This is a genomic window from Flagellimonas sp. L-11, from assembly GCF_056857735.1.
In genome coordinates this window covers 44,602-61,256 of record NZ_JBSXNR010000068.1, presented here as the reverse complement: position 1 = coordinate 61,256, position 16,655 = coordinate 44,602, and the positions used below count along the sequence as shown (strand labels likewise).

Annotated in this window: 12 protein-coding genes; 8 read left to right on the top strand and 4 right to left on the bottom strand. The window is 44.8% G+C overall.

What is annotated here, in order from left to right; translation table 11 throughout:
• The first annotated feature begins 147 nt into the window (after positions 1 to 147).
• The 6 genes from AC13CC_RS12320 (at position 148) to AC13CC_RS12295 (ending at position 6,414) form a co-directional block, all read left to right on the top strand.
• Complete coding sequence (locus tag AC13CC_RS12320; RefSeq protein ID WP_326276716.1) at positions 148 to 1,305, top strand: PSP1 domain-containing protein; 1,158 nt, start codon at positions 148 to 150, stop codon at positions 1,303 to 1,305.
• Entirely contained in the window at positions 1,295 to 1,786 is a 492-nt protein-coding gene (locus AC13CC_RS12315; protein ID WP_482876701.1) for a gliding motility lipoprotein GldH, read from the top strand. The genes AC13CC_RS12320 and AC13CC_RS12315 overlap by 11 nt, the downstream gene beginning before the upstream one ends.
• Positions 1,786 to 4,116 carry a penicillin-binding protein 1A gene (locus AC13CC_RS12310; protein WP_482876699.1) on the top strand — a complete coding sequence of 777 codons (2,331 nt, stop codon included), beginning with the start codon at positions 1,786 to 1,788 and terminating at the stop codon, positions 4,114 to 4,116. Before AC13CC_RS12315 ends, AC13CC_RS12310 begins: the two co-directional genes overlap by 1 nt.
• 100 nt (positions 4,117 to 4,216) lie before the next feature.
• On the top strand, positions 4,217 to 4,918 hold the full coding sequence (locus AC13CC_RS12305) for a CoA transferase subunit A (protein ID WP_482876697.1): 702 nt from the start codon (positions 4,217 to 4,219) through the stop codon (positions 4,916 to 4,918).
• A gap of 2 nt (positions 4,919 to 4,920) precedes the next feature.
• On the top strand, positions 4,921 to 5,574 hold the full coding sequence (locus AC13CC_RS12300; RefSeq protein ID WP_482876696.1) for a 3-oxoacid CoA-transferase subunit B: 654 nt from the start codon (positions 4,921 to 4,923) through the stop codon (positions 5,572 to 5,574).
• A 321-nt stretch (positions 5,575 to 5,895) separates the two neighbouring features.
• The gene (locus tag AC13CC_RS12295) at positions 5,896 to 6,414 is read left to right on the top strand and encodes a GNAT family N-acetyltransferase (protein ID WP_482876694.1); all 519 of its coding nucleotides are present in this window, start codon (positions 5,896 to 5,898) and stop codon (positions 6,412 to 6,414) included.
• A gap of 307 nt (positions 6,415 to 6,721) precedes the next feature.
• Here AC13CC_RS12295 and AC13CC_RS12290 read toward each other — a convergent pair whose 3' ends face one another.
• The 4 genes from AC13CC_RS12290 to AC13CC_RS12275 form a co-directional block, all read right to left on the bottom strand.
• Positions 6,722 to 7,210 (bottom strand): very short patch repair endonuclease, encoded by a 489-nt coding sequence (locus tag AC13CC_RS12290; protein ID WP_482876693.1) that lies wholly within the window; start codon positions 7,208 to 7,210, stop codon positions 6,722 to 6,724.
• 87 nt (positions 7,211 to 7,297) lie between these two features.
• On the bottom strand, positions 7,298 to 7,843 hold the full coding sequence (locus AC13CC_RS12285; protein ID WP_482876692.1) for a CopD family protein: 546 nt from the start codon (positions 7,841 to 7,843) through the stop codon (positions 7,298 to 7,300).
• A gap of 17 nt (positions 7,844 to 7,860) precedes the next feature.
• Complete coding sequence (locus tag AC13CC_RS12280; RefSeq protein WP_482876691.1) at positions 7,861 to 10,986, bottom strand: VPS10 domain-containing protein; 3,126 nt, start codon at positions 10,984 to 10,986, stop codon at positions 7,861 to 7,863.
• Positions 10,987 to 11,172: 186 nt separating this feature from the next.
• Complete coding sequence (locus AC13CC_RS12275) at positions 11,173 to 14,307, bottom strand: VPS10 domain-containing protein (RefSeq protein WP_482876689.1); 3,135 nt, start codon at positions 14,305 to 14,307, stop codon at positions 11,173 to 11,175.
• 108 nt (positions 14,308 to 14,415) lie between these two features.
• On the opposite strand from AC13CC_RS12275, the gene AC13CC_RS12270 reads away from it, so the two are divergent.
• Together AC13CC_RS12270 and AC13CC_RS12265 are read left to right on the top strand one after the other, a co-directional pair.
• Positions 14,416 to 15,207: a 3-keto-disaccharide hydrolase gene (locus tag AC13CC_RS12270; protein WP_326276706.1), complete on the top strand. Its 792-nt coding sequence runs from the start codon at positions 14,416 to 14,418 to the stop codon at positions 15,205 to 15,207.
• A gap of 9 nt (positions 15,208 to 15,216) precedes the next feature.
• Positions 15,217 to 16,641 carry a Gfo/Idh/MocA family protein gene (locus tag AC13CC_RS12265; protein ID WP_482876687.1) on the top strand — a complete coding sequence of 475 codons (1,425 nt, stop codon included), beginning with the start codon at positions 15,217 to 15,219 and terminating at the stop codon, positions 16,639 to 16,641.
• The last annotated feature ends 14 nt before the right edge of the window (positions 16,642 to 16,655 follow it).

Sequence of the window (16,655 nt, the reverse complement as noted above, 5' to 3'; positions counted from 1 at the left end):
ATTGAGGTTGTTTAAACGGATAGGAAGGAATTTCATGTCACATCGAGCACAGTCGTGATGAGTTTTTAAATTTCCCAATGCTTGAGGGAGTTTGTGACTGTAATCCAACCGACACGTTTTATCGGCACCTCAATCAAGATATTAAATATGGCGTGTAGCAGTTGTTCAACCGGCAAGGATGGACAACCGCGTGGTTGCAAGAACAATGGTACTTGCGGCACTGATGGTTGTAACAAGCTAACAGTCTTTGACTGGCTTTCCAATATGTCGTTGCCCAACGGTCAAAAACCTTTTGATTGCGTTGAGGTACGTTTTAAAAATAGTAGAAAGGAATTTTTTAGGAATACGGAGAATCTCACATTGTCCATAGGCGATGTCGTGGCCACCCAGGCCAAATCCGGCCATGATGTCGGCGTTGTTACCCTTACCGGTGAATTGGTGCGGATACAAATGAAAAAGAAAAAGGTGGCACCTGATGATAGGACCATCCCTAAAATTTACAGAAAAGCTACCCAACGGGACATTGATATTTGGCAAAAATGTAGGGATAGGGAAGAAGAAATAAAGAAGCGCTCCCGGGAAATCGCCATATCCCTAAAACTTGAAATGAAACTGAGTGACGTCGAATTCCAAGGAGATGGTTCCAAGGCCACATTTTACTATACCGCCGAAGATCGCGTGGATTTTAGGCAATTGATCAAGGACATGGCCAAAGCTTTCGGTATCCGTATTGAAATGCGCCAAATCGGCTACCGGCAAGAAGCCCAACGCTTGGGCGGCATCGGTTCTTGTGGTCGTGAACTCTGTTGCTCTACGTGGTTGACGGATTTTAGGTCCGTGAGCACAGCATCGGCCCGTTATCAACAATTGGCCCTGAACCCTCAAAAATTGGCGGGTCAGTGCGGTAAATTGAAGTGCTGCCTCAATTACGAGCTGGATATGTATCTGGAAGCACTCAAAAATTTTCCTCCCTCCGATTGTAAGCTCAAAACCCAGAAAGGAATAGCTTTTTGTCAAAAAGCGGATATTTTTAAAGAAACACTTTGGTTCTCTTACAAAGATGAACCCGCTACATGGCATACCTTGTCCAAAGACCAAGTGCTGGAAATCTTGGAACTGAACAAGAAAAACGAAAAGGTTGCAAGCCTAGAGGAGTATGCTGCCGATAATGTGAACGAGGAAAAAACAACCTTTGAAAATGTAGTGGGCCAAGACAGCCTTACCCGCTTTGATAGACCCAAGAACAAAAAGCGAAGAAAGAAAAAACGTAGAAAACCAAAATCCAAAGCACCCAATGCGAAATAATTTTTTGTTTCCACTTCTTGCGGTACTTGCCCTATCATCCTGCAATGAGCTGTTGGTCTATTCGGACTATAAGCCCATCAAAGAAGGAAAGTGGGAAATGGACCAAGGGGTCGACTTTCAATTTTCCGAGCTGGATTCCACGGAAACATACAATATGTTCATCAACATCAGAAATGATGATACCTTTGCCTTTAGCAATTTATTTTTGATTACCGAGATGGAATATCCAAGCGGTAATACCGTTAAGGATACATTGGAATACAAAATGGCCAAACCCAGTGGCGAATGGCTCGGGAAAGGAATGGGAAGCGTCAAGGAAAACAAACTTTGGTACAAGGAAAAGATCGATTTTCCCGATTCTGGCGTATATAAAGTGAATATTTCCCACGCCATGCGCAAAAATGGCGATGTGGAAGGCCTTCATATTTTAGAAGGAGTAACAGATGTTGGTTTGGAAATAGAAAAAGCACCCAAATTATAATGGCAAAGAAGCGTCAAAAAAAACAGCAGCAAAATTTTCTTCCTTTCATTAAGTGGTTTTGGATCTTATTTGGAGCAGGGGTACTTTCCGTTGCCCTGATCTTTCTTTTGGCTTCGTGGGGAGCCCTTGGAGAAATGCCCACCTTTGAACGTTTGGAAAACCCAGAGACCAATCTGGCAACAGAGTTTATCTCTTCGGACGGGGAAACATTGGGAAAACTCTATTTAGATGACAATAGAACCTGGGTGGATTATGAGGCGCTTCCGCAGAACATTGTTGATGCTTTAATAGCCACAGAAGATGCACGATACTATGACCATTCTGGTATCGATGCCCGGGGCTTTGCAAGGGCCTTGGCCTATTTGGGAACCAAGGGAGGGGCAAGTACCATTTCCCAACAGCTGGCACGCCAACTTTTTGTTGGTGTACGATCGAGCAACCTCTTGGAGGCAGTTACACAAAAAATAAAGGAGTGGGTCATAGCCACACGTTTGGAACGCAACTACACAAAGGAAGAGATCATCGCCATGTACCTCAATATTTATGATTTTGGGTACAATGCGGACGGTATCCGTTCTGCATCTAGAATTTACTTTGGAAAAGAGCCTGCAGAGCTTAAAACCGAAGAGTCCGCCGTATTGGTGGGCATGCTAAAAAACTCGTCCCTTTACAATCCCATGCGCCGTGAAGAGTTGGTTTTTAACAGGCGTAACACCGTTCTCGGTCAAATGGCCAAATATGGCTATATCTCTGAAAAGGAGAAAGATTCGTTGCAAAGCAGGGAGATGAAGATCAATTTTAACCCGGAATCCCACCGGGAAGGGTTGGCCACCTATTTTAGAATGTACATGCAGCGCTATTTGAACAACTGGGTGCGTGAAAACCCAAAACCTGATGGCGAAAAGTATAATATTTATTTGGACGGGCTAAAGGTCTACACCACCATAGATTCCAGAATGCAAAAAAATGCAGAAGAGGCCGTGCAGGAACACATGAAAAACCTTCAAGCTGAGTTCTTTCACCAAAATACGCCCGAGCGCAACCCTACAGCTCCATTTCTGGATTTGACAAGCGGGGCTATTGATACCATTATGGAGCGCGCCATGAAACGATCGGCCAGATGGCGCCATCTTAAACGTGAAGGATTGGATGAAAAGGATATTGAAGCAACTTTCCACAAGAAAACCGAAATGACCGTTTTTGATTGGAACAGCGATTCCTTTGAAAAAGATACCATTATGACACCTATGGATTCCATACGGTACTACAAAACATTCCTACGTACCGCCATGATGTCCATGGAACCACAGACTGGTCATGTAAAAGCATGGGTCGGAGGAATAGATTACAAGCATTTTCAATATGACAATGTAATTCAAGGATCAAGACAAGCGGGTTCATTGTTTAAACCTTTCGTGTATGCTGCGGCGATTGACCAGTTGCGTTACTCCCCATGTTACACATTGCCAGACAACCAATACTGTATTGAACCGGGAAAACATGGGAACATGGAGGCATGGTGCCCAAAGAATTCGGATGGGAAGTACTCGGGAGAGGATATGTCCCTGAAAAGTGCGTTGGCCAATTCCGTAAACACCATCACCGCACAATTGATTGATAGGGTAGGTCCGGGTTCCGTAGCTTCCATAGCAAAAAGCATGGGGGTTACGAAGGATGTTCCAGAAGTGCCGTCCATTGCCCTGGGCACACCCGACGTTAGTGTATATGAAATGGTGGGAGCCTTTGGGACCTATGCCAACCAAGGGGTATATGTAAAACCCGTAATGGTCACCCGTATCGAAGATAAAAACGGTACCGTGCTCTTTGAATACAAACCAAAAACAAAGGATGTACTGAGCAAAGATGTGGCCTATGCCATGATCAACCTTTTGGAAGGGGTTACCGAATACGGATCTGGGGGGAGATTAAGACATACCTACGGCAAAAACCAAGCTGTTTACAAGGAAATAATAACGGGATACCCTTATGAATTAACCAATCCCATTGCTGGTAAAACAGGTACTACACAAAACCAGAGTGATGGCTGGTTTATGGGCATGGTCCCCAACTTGGTTACAGGTGTATGGGTAGGAGGTGAAGATAGATCCATACACTTTAATCGCCTATTATATGGACAGGGAGCATCCATGGCATTGCCCATATGGGCCCTTTACATGAAGAAGAATTATGCCAACGAGGAAATAGGCGTTTCCAAGGATGCTTTTGAAGAGCCAGAGGAAATGTCGATCATTATAGATTGTTCCAAACAACAACAGGAAGAAGAGGAAGATATTGACACAGAAGACGATTTGGACGACCTGGATTTCTAGTCCAAGCCCACTTTGACAAAATAAAGCCCCAAGCATATCGTAATTTGCTTGGGGCTTTTTTATTTAAATCGTAATTTCAGGCAATATAAATACGAATGCCATGATCAATAAAACAGTTGCCAATGTTACAGAGGCCTTGGAGGGCGTAAAGAATGGAATGACCTTTATGCTGGGAGGATTTGGGCTATGCGGAATACCCGAAAATGCCATTGATGAATTGGTACGGTTAGGCGTTAAGGACATCACCTGTATATCCAATAATGCCGGGGTCGACGATTTTGGTCTTGGACTCCTTTTGCAGAAGCATCAGATAAAAAAAATGATTTCCTCCTATGTAGGTGAGAACGACGAGTTTGAACGCCAAATGCTGAGCGGGGAACTGGAAGTGGAGCTGACACCACAAGGAACCCTGGCCGAGAAATGCAGGGCGGCACAGGCAGGATTTCCCGCATTCTATACCCCGGCAGGATACGGAACCGAGGTCGCCGAGGGAAAAGAGACCCGCGAATTTGATGGGAAAATGTATGTGTTGGAGTCAGCGTTCAAGGCCGATTTTGCTTTTGTAAAGGCATGGAAAGGGGACGAAGCCGGCAACCTTATTTTTAAGGGTACGGCACGGAATTTCAACCCCTGTATGTGCGGAGCGGCCACGATAACCGTAGCGGAAGTCGAAGAACTACTTCCTGCGGGCAGTCTGGACCCCAACCAGATCCATATTCCCGGCATATTTGTACAGCGCATTTTCCAAGGAGAAAAATTTGAAAAACGAATTGAACAAAGAACAGTTAGACAGAAAGCATAGATATGTTGGATAAGAACGGAATAGCAAAACGGATAGCAAAAGAGGTCAAGGACGGATACTACGTAAACCTGGGCATCGGCATCCCCACTTTGGTCGCCAATTTTGTACGGGACGATATTAGTGTGGAATTCCAAAGCGAGAACGGAGTTTTGGGCATGGGGCCCTTCCCTTTCGAGGGGGAAGAGGATGCCGACATCATCAATGCAGGCAAACAAACCATAACCACTTTGCCGGGTGCTTCTTTTTTTGACTCTGCCCTAAGTTTTGGGATGATCAGGGGCCAACATGTGGATTTAACCATTTTAGGGGCAATGGAAGTAGCGGAGAACGGGGATATCGCCAACTGGAAGATACCCGGAAAGATGGTAAAGGGAATGGGGGGCGCCATGGACTTGGTGGCTTCTGCGGAAAACATCATCGTTGCCATGATGCATACCAACCGGGCCGGGGAGTCAAAATTGTTGAAACGATGCACCTTGCCCTTGACCGGTGTAGGCTGCGTAAAAAAAATTGTCACCAACCTTGCCGTATTGGAAGTCACATCCGAAGGATTCAAATTGATGGAAAGAGCACCTGGGGCCACCGTTGAGGAAATCGTAGAGGCAACCGAAGGAAAACTTATTGTGGAAGGAGATATTCCCGAAATGAACATTTGATAAATATCCATACAATTTTTACAACAAAATCAAGCCATTACACAACAATAGTTTTAAATTACCGTTCATCGATTATATATTTGGTTATATCGAATTTTTTACCCAAATTAACACCACAAACCAAATTAACCATGGCACTAAAATCAAAAACCACGATGGACGAAAGTGTCCAAGTCTACAGAAACGATTTTTTCACAGGTTTTATGCTTTTGATCAAAAAGCTTTTCATGCTATAGATCAGTAGTTATCCCCCTGAAAAATATAGAGCCAACATCTTGTTAGGCTCTTTTTTTGTGATAATTTTGGGCATAATTCTTCGCCATGGCCTTGCACTATCTAAAATGTACTACTGCGGACTTAAAAACTTTGGTGCACATATCCAAAGAGACCTTTAGGGCCGCCTTTGAAAAAGACAATGACCCAAAGGATTTTGAAGCCTATATCCAAGAAGCGTTCCATCCTGATAAACTGGCCAAAGAACTTGCCCACAAGGACTGCCTTTTTTATTTTGTGTATGACGATGAGACATTGGTAGGGTATTTTAAATTGAATATTGGAACGGCCCAGACCGATGTGCACGACCCCAATGCCTTGGAAATTGAACGTATTTATGTGCTTGGGGAGCATCAAGGTAAAAAGATAGGTGCTTGGATGCTCCAAGAGATCATCACAAAAGCCAAGGGGCTGGACAAAGACTATATCTGGCTAGGGGTATGGGAACACAATCCCAAAGCCATACGTTTTTATCAAAAACATGGTTTTACAAAGTTTAACGAGCACCCTTATTATATCGGTACCGATAAACAAACCGATTGGTTGTTGCGATTGGAGCTTCAATAAATTTCCCAGATAAAGAATATCGCCCACCCCATATTTGAGGTGTCCGGCGATTCCATGAACGATTCCAGCTTAGAGGCAATCCCAAACGAGGCCTATGCACTTGGGTTGGAAATTAAAAGAGAATCGTTAACCTGCAATAATGAAACCTTTTGAAACCGATCATTTATACTGGTTTGTGCGAATGGGATTATCTGTAAACAGCTTACAGGGTATAACAGGGAAAATAAGACGGTTTTGTGCCATAATTTGAATACATCGCCCGAATTTCAGGACTTTGGGTTGCCTTTGGATGATGTGTTACAAATCTTCAAGATCTTGAAAAAGTAGCTTTGACCTTGTCCAAGTGCACTAAAACTTTCTCCAAACACCCATCTAAGTTTTTCTTCACCTCTGTTTCCCAAAAACGAAACACAGTGTACCCTTTTTCTTTTAAAGCTTGGTTCACCTCTTGATCTCGTTGTATGTTACGCTCAATTTTGGGAATCCAGAATTCCCGGTTGGTCTTGATTTTTTCTTTGCGCTCCTGCCAATTGTGTCCGTGCCAAAACTCGCCATCAATAAATATGACGGTCTTGTACTTTTTTAGGGCAACATCCGGCCTACCCATGAGCTTCTTGCAATCGATACGGTAGCGGTAGCCCGATTGCCACAACGCCTTTCTGAAGGCAAGCTCTGGCTTGGTGTTCTTGCCCTTTATTTTTCCCATGATCTTGGAACGCTCAGGAGTAGTGTAGAAGCCTGATTCCTCGTTGAACCGGGGCACTTTTATACGCTCTTTCGGGTATTTTTTGGGCATACGGTAATATACACAGGTTTAAATCAAAAAAAATGCAGCCTTACACTCATCTCTTTACACACCAATTTAAGCTTAAAATTGGGTGTTCTAAGCATTCGGGTTCTTGTCACGGATACGTTTGTACAGCCTGATCCCCAGCATCAGCAATAGGGCAAGCACAAAAATCCCTATCACCCCATAGATCCAGTTAAAAGCATTTTTAAGTATGACCAAAAACACCACGGCAAACAGTACAAGGGTGGCCACCTCGTTCCAAATACGCATAAATCTAGAAGTGTATTTTACCTGATCGCGCTGTAATTGCTTAAAAATTTGATGGCATTTAAAATGGTACACAAAAAGTAGCGCCACAAAGGCCAGTTTAACGTGCATCCAAGGTTGCTGCAACCATGCGGGCATCAAAATCAACAACCATATCGCGAACAAGGTACACAAGATTGCCGATGGCCATGTAATGATGTACCATAATCGTTTTGTCATCAACTTTAATTGATCGGAAAGGATTTCCCTATCGGGTGATGGTTTTTGCCATGCTTCAATATGGTAGATGAACAGCCGGGGAATATAGAACAAACCAGCAAACCAGGTCACCACAAATATTAAGTGCAACGATTTTATGTACGGGTACAGCAATTATTTCGTTTTAAGTGTTACATTCTAATGGCTCCAATGCCATGCTCCCATAGTTTGGCGTTAAAGTTAGGTATTTCTGTTTTCATCAAGGTCTCCGCACGCTGTTTTAGTCCAATCCATTGTGCATCCAGTTCTGCCTTTCTATCTTTTGACGGTTGGTTGATTTGTGGTAATGCACTGTTGCTGTGGTTCATTACAAAAAGATATTCCGCGGTAAACTTGTTTGGGAAGTTCTCCACATCGTCATACGCCTGTGATTTGCGCTGCACCATTTCGCCATCCCATGTTTTTAATTTATCGAGTAAGGCTTGACCTTCTTTCTTCAGCTCATCATTGTCCAAATCCTCCAACAACTTCTTCAGTTGGTCTTGCACTTCTTTTAACTTGTTCACCTTGTTGTGCATGTCGGTGAGTTTGGCCTCAAAATCAGTCATAATGGCATCGTGTTCCTCAAAACGTTCTTGGTCAACATTGGTATTGGGTGGGGCGATGATGGTTCCCTCGGTGGAAACTGTCTCCCCTCCTGCTTTTAATTTTATGGTATACTCTCCGGGCGGCACTTTATGGCCTGTGAAATTGGCTTCGATATACACCCCTGGGATACCTGGCATTATTGGGGTTTTTAAATCCCAGACAAAGCGATTCAACCCTTTGTTGGTTCCCAAAACAGGTTTTGGGGGTGCACCACCGCCATTGTGCGGTATGTAACTTTCATCTTTTTGGGAAGTGAAGCTGCGAACCACTTTGCCCTGTCCGTTGAAAATTTCCATGGTTACTTCGGTGGAATCTATTTTTTCCGGAAGATTATAGTAGATCACCATACCGTTTGCCGGGTTTACTCCTTCAAAAGAATGGGTTCCCGTTACACTTTTGGAAGAACTGTTCAGCTGACTTCCCCAATTACCGTGAACGGCTTCTTCGGGCTTGTAAATTTTCAGGTCTTTGGCAACTCCCTTGTACTGTGATAGTGTGGTAATGTTGTCCAAAATCCAGAAACTTCTTCCGGATGTCGCCACGATCAAATCCCCTTGGTGCACCTTTAAGTCCGTAATCGGCGTTTTGGGCAGATTCAGTTGCAAGGGTTCCCATTTTTTACCATCGTTCCAAGAAACATAGAGCCCCTTCTCGGTACCGGCATACAACAGTCCTTTTCGCTCTTCGTCTTCCCGCACTGCCCTTGTAAAGGCTCCATAAGGAATCCCTTCACTTATGTTCGTCCACGATTTACCATAGTCGCTGCTTTTGTATATGGCAGGGGTATAATCATTGAATTTATATCGGGTAGTGGCAATGTAGATGGTGCCTGGGTCATGTGGCGATACCTCGATGGCGTTCACCAAACATTCCTTTAAGCCCTTTGGGGTTATGTTCTCCCATGATTCCCCTCCATTTTTGGTGATATGCACCAGACCATCATCACTGCCTGTAATCAAAATTCCTTTTTCGTGCGGTGATTCAATAATGTAGGCCAAGGTACCATAGTTTTCAGCACCTACGGCCTCGTTGGTATAGGGGCCACCGCCTTTTCCTTGCAATTCATCCTGGTCTCTGGTAAGGTCCGGGGATATTTCTTCCCAAGTCACTCCATTGTCCCGGGTACGAAGCACCAATTGGGCTCCATGATAAAACGTACCGGGTTCGTGCTTGGACCAAATCACGGGGGCATTCCAGTTGTACAGGTATTTCATATCCCGTGCATCACGACCCAAATATTGGATAGGGGCCGCCATGACCTTACTCGACATTTTGGATTCCATGTCCAACAGTTCGATGGTCCCCAAATAACTTCCACCCATCACATAACGGGGATTATCGGGATCAAAGGCCAAAAAAGCACTCTCCCCACCTGCGGAATAGTGCCAATCCTCTTGGTTGATGCTCCATCGACCCATGGAAAGACTTGCAATCTTGACCGAAGTATTGTCCTGCTGGCCACCATAAATATTATAAGGAAAGAGATTGTCCGTACTGATTCGGTAAAACTGTGCCGTGGGCATATTGTCCTGTAAGGTCCAGTTTTCGCCGTAATCAAAAGTAATGGTAGCCCCGCCATCATCTGCCAAAACCATATTGTTGGAGTTGTTAGGGTTAATCCACAAATCGTGGGTATCGCCATGGGGCACTGAGATGGTTTCCCATGTTTTGCCCCCATCTTCGGAACGAAACATGGAAGCACTCAGCACATACACGGTATCTTCATCATTGGGATCGGGAAACACTTCAATATAATACCAGGCACGTTGCACCAATCGGTTATCGCCACTTACCATCTGCCAGCTATCACCTGCATCATTGGAAACGAACAAACCGCCCTTGTCTTGATTGGAATCACTTTCGATCACGGCATAGACTTTATCGGAATTGGCAGCACTTACCGCTATGGCCATTTTTCCTTTTTCCTCGGGAAGACCCTTCGTCATTTCCGTCCAAGTATCCCCGCCATCGGTACTCTTGTACAGTCCGCTTCCAGGTCCACCACTGATTACCTTATTTGGTTTGCGCTGGTGCTCCCACATTGCTGCATACAAGACCAGAGGATTATTTGCATCCATGGAAAGCTCGGCAGCTCCGGTGCCTTTATCCACATATAAGATCTTCTCCCAAGTTTTACCGCCATCCATGGAACGGTACACCCCTCTTTCCTCATTTGGGGCATATAAAGCTCCCTGGGCGGCTACGTAGACAATATCGGGATTGGTGGGGTGGATAATGATACGGGAAATATGTTGCGTTTTTTCCAAGCCTAGCTTGATCCATGTTTTTCCTGCATCGTTGGATTTGTACATGCCATCTCCGTAAGAGGTCATTACGCCTCTGGGGGCATGCTCTCCCATACCACAATACACAATATTGGGGTTGGATGGTGATACAGAAACGGCCCCGACGGAACCCATTTCAAAAAATCCGTCGGAAATGTTTTCCCATTGGCCTCCTGCATTGCCGGTTTTCCAAAGTCCACCGCCCGTTGTACCCATATAATAGGTAAGCGGGTCGCCCACGACGCCACTTGCGGTTACCGAACGTCCTCCCCTAAAAGGGCCAATGTTCCTAAATTTCATGGGTTCAAAATAATCGTTGGCGGTCTGTGCAAAAGCCAGCGTTCCAAATAAAGCGCCTAACAGAAGAAATACTCTTTTTTTCATGGTGATGGTTGGTTTATATAATAGAATATGTGCTGTACACAATGAAAAGAGGGTGTCTGAAAAGCTCCTTATCTGTCAGTTCGATCGTAGTCGAGAACCTAAAGTAATTTGATAATCAATGGGTTTCGACTGCGCTCAACCTGACAAATTCAATCTTTTGTTGCTTTTTATACACCCTCATTCCGTTTATTCCTCGATACTCAAATAATTCAATTTAAGCTGATTGAACTCTGCATTGAAAGCGGAAATCCCTTCATCGACCAAATTATCGAATGCCCTTAATTGCTCGTTTATTTTGCCTGACATTTCATTTTTGACGGCGATGTCCTGCTCCGTCGGCGGGAAATCATCAATGGAAACCAAACTGTTCAAGTGTGCCAGTTTGTTGGTCAGTTTGATTGGAAAGTTCAATGGGTCTTGGTTACTTCTGTTCTTGGTCTGATACAGTTCTTTTTCGATGGAACTGAATTGCTCTTTCATCTTTTTGGCTTTTTCCACCAAAGCTTTGGTCGCTTCATCATCTTTATACTTTTTGATGAACTCCTCCAGCTTCCCATTGATCGCCCTGATCTTTTTGATGGATTGGTGCGCTCTGTCCACGGTTTGGTTCACCTCTGTGATGAAATCGTACTGTTTTTGCATATCGGCCACCGTAACCTCTGCCCTTGGATCGGGAAGAATAGTGAAGTTCTCCGTTTGGTCGTTCCCATTTACATTCAGGCTAACCTTGTATGTTCCAGGAACCGCTTTGGGACCGCTTAGGTTGGCCCACCACAAAATCATGCCGTCCAATTTTTCGGCACCTTTGCCACGGGTATCCCAAACATAGGTGTTTCCTCCTTTTTTGGCCTCCAGTTTTTTGTCCTTCTCCTTGGCATAAGTGCTATAGGTGGCCAAGGTATCACCGTTCATTTTGGTATACGTTAGTGCCACACTGTCTTTTTCGGAGAAATCCTTTAGGTAAAAATGGGTGATTACACCATTGGCCAGGTTTTCACCTTCTGTTTTTGATGGTTTTCTAGCTGCTCTACCTTTGGTTCTGTAACTATCTCTTGGCTTGTACAAAATAGCGTCTGCCGATTTCTTGGCAGCATCCAATTGGTGCAATACGGTAAGGTCGTCAATCACCCAAATACTTCTGCCTTGGGTCGCTACGATCAAGTTATCGTCTTTAATGGTCAAATCCGTAATGGGAACAATGGGCAAGTTCAACTGAAACTTCTCCCAATTGGTTCCGTCATTAAAGGAGATGTACATACCGGTTTCCGTGCCTGCATACAACAAGCCTTTTCTTTTAGGGTCTTCCCTTACCACACGGGTAAAGTGCTCATCCTCGATTCCATTGGTGATTTTGGTCCAAGTTTTTCCGTAATCGGTAGTTTTATAGATATATGGTGCAAAGTCCCCCAACTTGTAGCGCGTAGCGGCCACGTAGCAGGTACCTTCGTCAAAAGCCGATGGCTCAATACTGTTGATCATGTTCCACTCGGGCATATTTGGGGGTGTAACATTTTCCCAAGTTTGACCACCGTCTTTGGTCACGTGAATCAAACCATCGTCACTGCCCACCCACAATAATCCTTCTTTCAATGGACTTTCGTTGGCGGCAAAAATGGTACAGTAATATTCCACACTGGTATTGTCCTGTGTGATCGGTCCTCCACTGGACACCAATTTTGTAGGGTCATTTCTAGTTAAATCTCCACTCAACAACTCCCAGCTCTGACCCTCGTTGGTGGTCATGTGCACATGGTTGGAGAAGGTGTACAATTTGTTGGGATCATGTTTGCTGAACATGATGGGGAAGTTCCACTGAAAACGGTACTTCATCCCTTCGGCACCATGCCCCATGGGATTATCGGGCCAAACATTCACCGCCCTGGTTGTTTTTTTGGCATGGTTCACCCTGGTCAACAATCCGCCATAACTACCTCCATAAACAATATCGTCATTGGTTGGATCCACGGCAATGTGGGCGGACTCGCCTCCTGCCGTTTCTTCCCAGTCGTCCTCCCCAATGGAACCATCATCACTTCTGTAATTGATCCTAAGGGTAGAATTATCTTGCTGTGCCACATAAATACGGTATGGAAAGGCATTATCCGTGGTAACCCGGTAAAACTGTGCCGTAGGTTGGTTGTGGTAGGTACTCCAGGTTTCCCCGCCATCATAACTTACCTGGGCACCCCCATCATCGGCCATGATCATGCGATCGGAATCTTCCGGAGCGATCCAAAGGTCGTGGTGATCACCGTGAGGGGCATTGGAAGATTCAAAGGTCTTTCCTCCATCGGTACTTTTATGATAGCTTACATTGAGCACATAGACCACATCTTCATCATTGGTATCGGCATAAACCCGGGTATAGTACCAGGCTCGCTGTCTCAAACTTCTGTCGCTGTTAACAAGAGCCCAAGTTTTACCGGCATCTTCCGAGCGGTACAGCCCTCCTTTGTCCTTGTTTTCCACCATGGCCCAGACCCTATTGCTGTTTTGGGGCGAAACGGCCACACCGATAATTCCCAAAGTATCGGTCGCGAAACCTTCGTTGTTGGAAATCTCTGTCCACGTTTCCCCGCTATCGGTACTTTTCCAGAGTGCAGAACCTTCTCCGCCACTGTTCAAACTATAGGGAGTTCGTTCAATTCTCCATGTGGATGCATATAAAATCCGTGGGTTGTTCGGGTCAAAAGTTAAATCAACCGCTCCAGCCATATCGTTGGCAAAAAGCACTTTTTTCCATGTCTCGCCACCATCGGTACTTTTGTAAACGCCCCTTTCTTCGGTGGGCTTGTACAAATTGCCCATTACAGCGGCGTAAACAATATCGGCATTTTCGGGATGTACCCGCATTCGGGAAATATGCCGGCTTTTGTCAAGGCCCAATGATTTCCATGTCTTTCCGGCATCCTCGGTTTTCCAAACGCCATAGCCAGAGGAAACGTTGCCGCGAACGGTCTGCTCCCCTCCACCTACATAGATCACATTGTGGTCGCTTTGCGCCACTTCAACGGCACCGATACTCCCTCCAAAATAACCGTCGGAAATGTTTTCCCAAGAGCGACCCCCATCGGTAGTTCTCCATACACCACCACCTGTAGCTCCGAAATAATATAAATTAGGTTCTCCCGGTACTCCGGCAACTGTTCCGGAACGGCCTCCACGGAAAGGACCGATCAATCGATATTCCAAACTTGAGTATAATTTTTCGGGGTATTCCGGTGCGCTTTGTTTTTTGTTCCTGCGCTGGGAATGCATTGGGGCAATAAACAATGTTGCGGTAAGCAAAAGCATACCAATTTTGAAAAAGCAAGTCTTCATTTTTAAAGTGTTGAGTTAGTCTGCCTTAAAAGTAGTGAAAAAGGCACAAAAAAATTATCCAATATTTTGTACTTTAACCTCGCAGATAAAAAAATCAAAAACTAAACCATGCTAAAATTTTTAAGGCTCGCCGTTTTAATCTTGGCGATAGCTGCTTGTAAAGACCAATCAAACAAAAAAAACGAAACAACAACAACTCCCACATCTGAAGAGAATAAATCTGAATGGACCTACCTTTTTGACGGCACCAGTCTAGAAGGTTGGCGCGGTTACGGTATGGATTCCCTGCCTCCGGGATGGACAATAAAGGACAGTATCCTCACTTTTGACACCGAACTGGGACTGGAACAGGATTATACCGGCGGGAAAGATATTATTTACGGAGCCGAAGAGTTCGATAATTTTGAACTCTATCTGGAATGGAAAATACCCAAGGGGGCCAACAGCGGAATTTTTTACCATGTAAAAGAAGGTTATGATGGGCCTCCTGTAGTGTCCCCGGAATATCAGATCATCGACGATGAAAACTATGCGGACATACACGATTTGACAGGGTACAACTCGCAATTTGGTGCAGAGCACCCGGAACTTCTTCAAGATTGGCAAAAAACAGGTGCCGACTACGCGATGCATACCGCGGACGAATCCCAAAAACAACTGAATCCGGTAGGTGAATGGAATTCTTCAAAAATCGTGTTCACCCCCGAAAAGGTGGAACACTGGCTCAACGGTAAAAAATTATTGGAATTTGTACCGTGGTCCGATGACTGGAAAGCCAAAAAGAATTCTGGAAAATGGGACAACGCGCCCGACTACGGAAAATACAAAACGGGCTACATTGCCCTTCAAGATCATGCGAGCCCTATTTGGTTCAGAAACATAAAAATTAAAAAACTATAACCTCCAACCATGAACAAAAGAGAATTTATCAAGAAAAGTAGTGTGGGAGCACTTGGAATCATGTTTGCCCCTTCCATTTTAAAGGCAGGCTTCCCAAAAGAAAAACTAAGAACAGCCCACATTGGAGTCGGCAATATGGGGATGGAGGACCTAAAGGCCGTCTCATCCCACGAAGCAGTTGAGGTAATCGCTCTTTGCGATGTAGATGCCATCAACCTATCCACCGCCCATAAAATGCATCCGGGAGCACGTATCTTTTTTGATTACCGTGCCATGCTGGAAGAAATGGGCGACGAAATTGATGCCGTTATCGTTTCAACACCCGACCATACCCATGCACCAGCCTCGTTAATGGCAATGAACATGGACAAGCCCGTTTACTGTCAAAAACCATTGACACACTACGTTTCCGAATCCAGGGAAATGAAAAAATTGGCAGCCGAAAAAGGATTGGTCACGCAAATGGGTATTCAGGTACATTCATTTTACGATTACAAACTGGCCACCCTTTTGATTCAGTCCGGTATTATCGGTAAAGTGCACACCGTACATGCCTGGTCTCCCAAAAACTGGGGCTATGATGGGCCATTACCTGAAGGAAAAGACCCCGTTCCTGACCAATTGGATTGGAACCTTTGGTTAGGCACCTCCAAAGAAAGGCCTTATAAAGATGGAATGTACCATCCCGGAAATTGGAGGAAACTCATGGATTATGGCTGTGGCACCTTGGGCGACATGGGTGTGCATATTTTTGATACCCCATACAACGCTTTGGAACTGGATGTTCCAAGAACCATTATGACACAGTGTAGACCTACCAATGGATTTGGTTTCCCAGAAAAAAATACGGTTACCTATGAATTCCCCGGCACCAAATACACGGGCAAATCCCTAAAATGGATTTGGTACGATGGGCCTGGCGTTCCAGAAATGAACGAAGACCTTATGTTGCCGGGCATGGACATGAAAAAGAACAAAAAGTCCACCGATAAGAATAATGAAAACAGTATTTCCTTGGATGCAGGAGTAGCAGGTGAGAACGAATTACCGGAACAGGGAGCTATGTTCGTAGGTGAAAAGGGACGTTTGTTGCTACCTCACTTTATGCAATTGCCAAAGAAAATCAGAAGGGGAAAATACGTGGACATCTCCAAAGAGATCGCCGAGGTTTCCGAAGAACACAACTTGGGGGAACCCATCCGGAATTATGCCACTGAAGGACCTAAACATTACCACCAATTTGTAGATGCTTGTTTGGGCAAGGGTACCACTACCGCACCTTTTGATTATGCAGCAAGATTGACCGAAACCATTTTATTGGGCACCATTGCAGGCCGCTTCCCGGGAGAAACCTTGCATTGGGATGCAAAAACCGCCCAATTCAAAGAAGAAAAGGCCAACAAATATCTGGCCGGTGATTACAGGGATTTTTAAAAAGTAACATTTTT

Bases quoted from the DNA above. Each gene is read 5' to 3' on its own strand.
- AC13CC_RS12275 (WP_482876689.1), bottom strand. From the start codon at position 14,307: ATGAAGACTTGCTTTTTCAAAATTGGTATGCTTTTGCTTACCGCAACA.
- AC13CC_RS12310 (WP_482876699.1), top strand. From the start codon at position 1,786: ATGGCAAAGAAGCGTCAAAAAAAACAGCAGCAAAATTTTCTTCCTTTC.
- AC13CC_RS12305 (WP_482876697.1), top strand. From the start codon at position 4,217: ATGATCAATAAAACAGTTGCCAATGTTACAGAGGCCTTGGAGGGCGTA.
- AC13CC_RS12265 (WP_482876687.1), top strand. From the start codon at position 15,217: ATGAACAAAAGAGAATTTATCAAGAAAAGTAGTGTGGGAGCACTTGGA.
- AC13CC_RS12290 (WP_482876693.1), bottom strand. From the start codon at position 7,210: ATGCCCAAAAAATACCCGAAAGAGCGTATAAAAGTGCCCCGGTTCAAC.
- AC13CC_RS12280 (WP_482876691.1), bottom strand. From the start codon at position 10,986: ATGAAAAAAAGAGTATTTCTTCTGTTAGGCGCTTTATTTGGAACGCTG.
- AC13CC_RS12320 (WP_326276716.1), top strand. From the start codon at position 148: ATGGCGTGTAGCAGTTGTTCAACCGGCAAGGATGGACAACCGCGTGGT.
- AC13CC_RS12300 (WP_482876696.1), top strand. From the start codon at position 4,921: ATGTTGGATAAGAACGGAATAGCAAAACGGATAGCAAAAGAGGTCAAG.
- AC13CC_RS12315 (WP_482876701.1), top strand. From the start codon at position 1,295: ATGCGAAATAATTTTTTGTTTCCACTTCTTGCGGTACTTGCCCTATCA.
- AC13CC_RS12295 (WP_482876694.1), top strand. From the start codon at position 5,896: ATGGCCTTGCACTATCTAAAATGTACTACTGCGGACTTAAAAACTTTG.
- AC13CC_RS12270 (WP_326276706.1), top strand. From the start codon at position 14,416: ATGCTAAAATTTTTAAGGCTCGCCGTTTTAATCTTGGCGATAGCTGCT.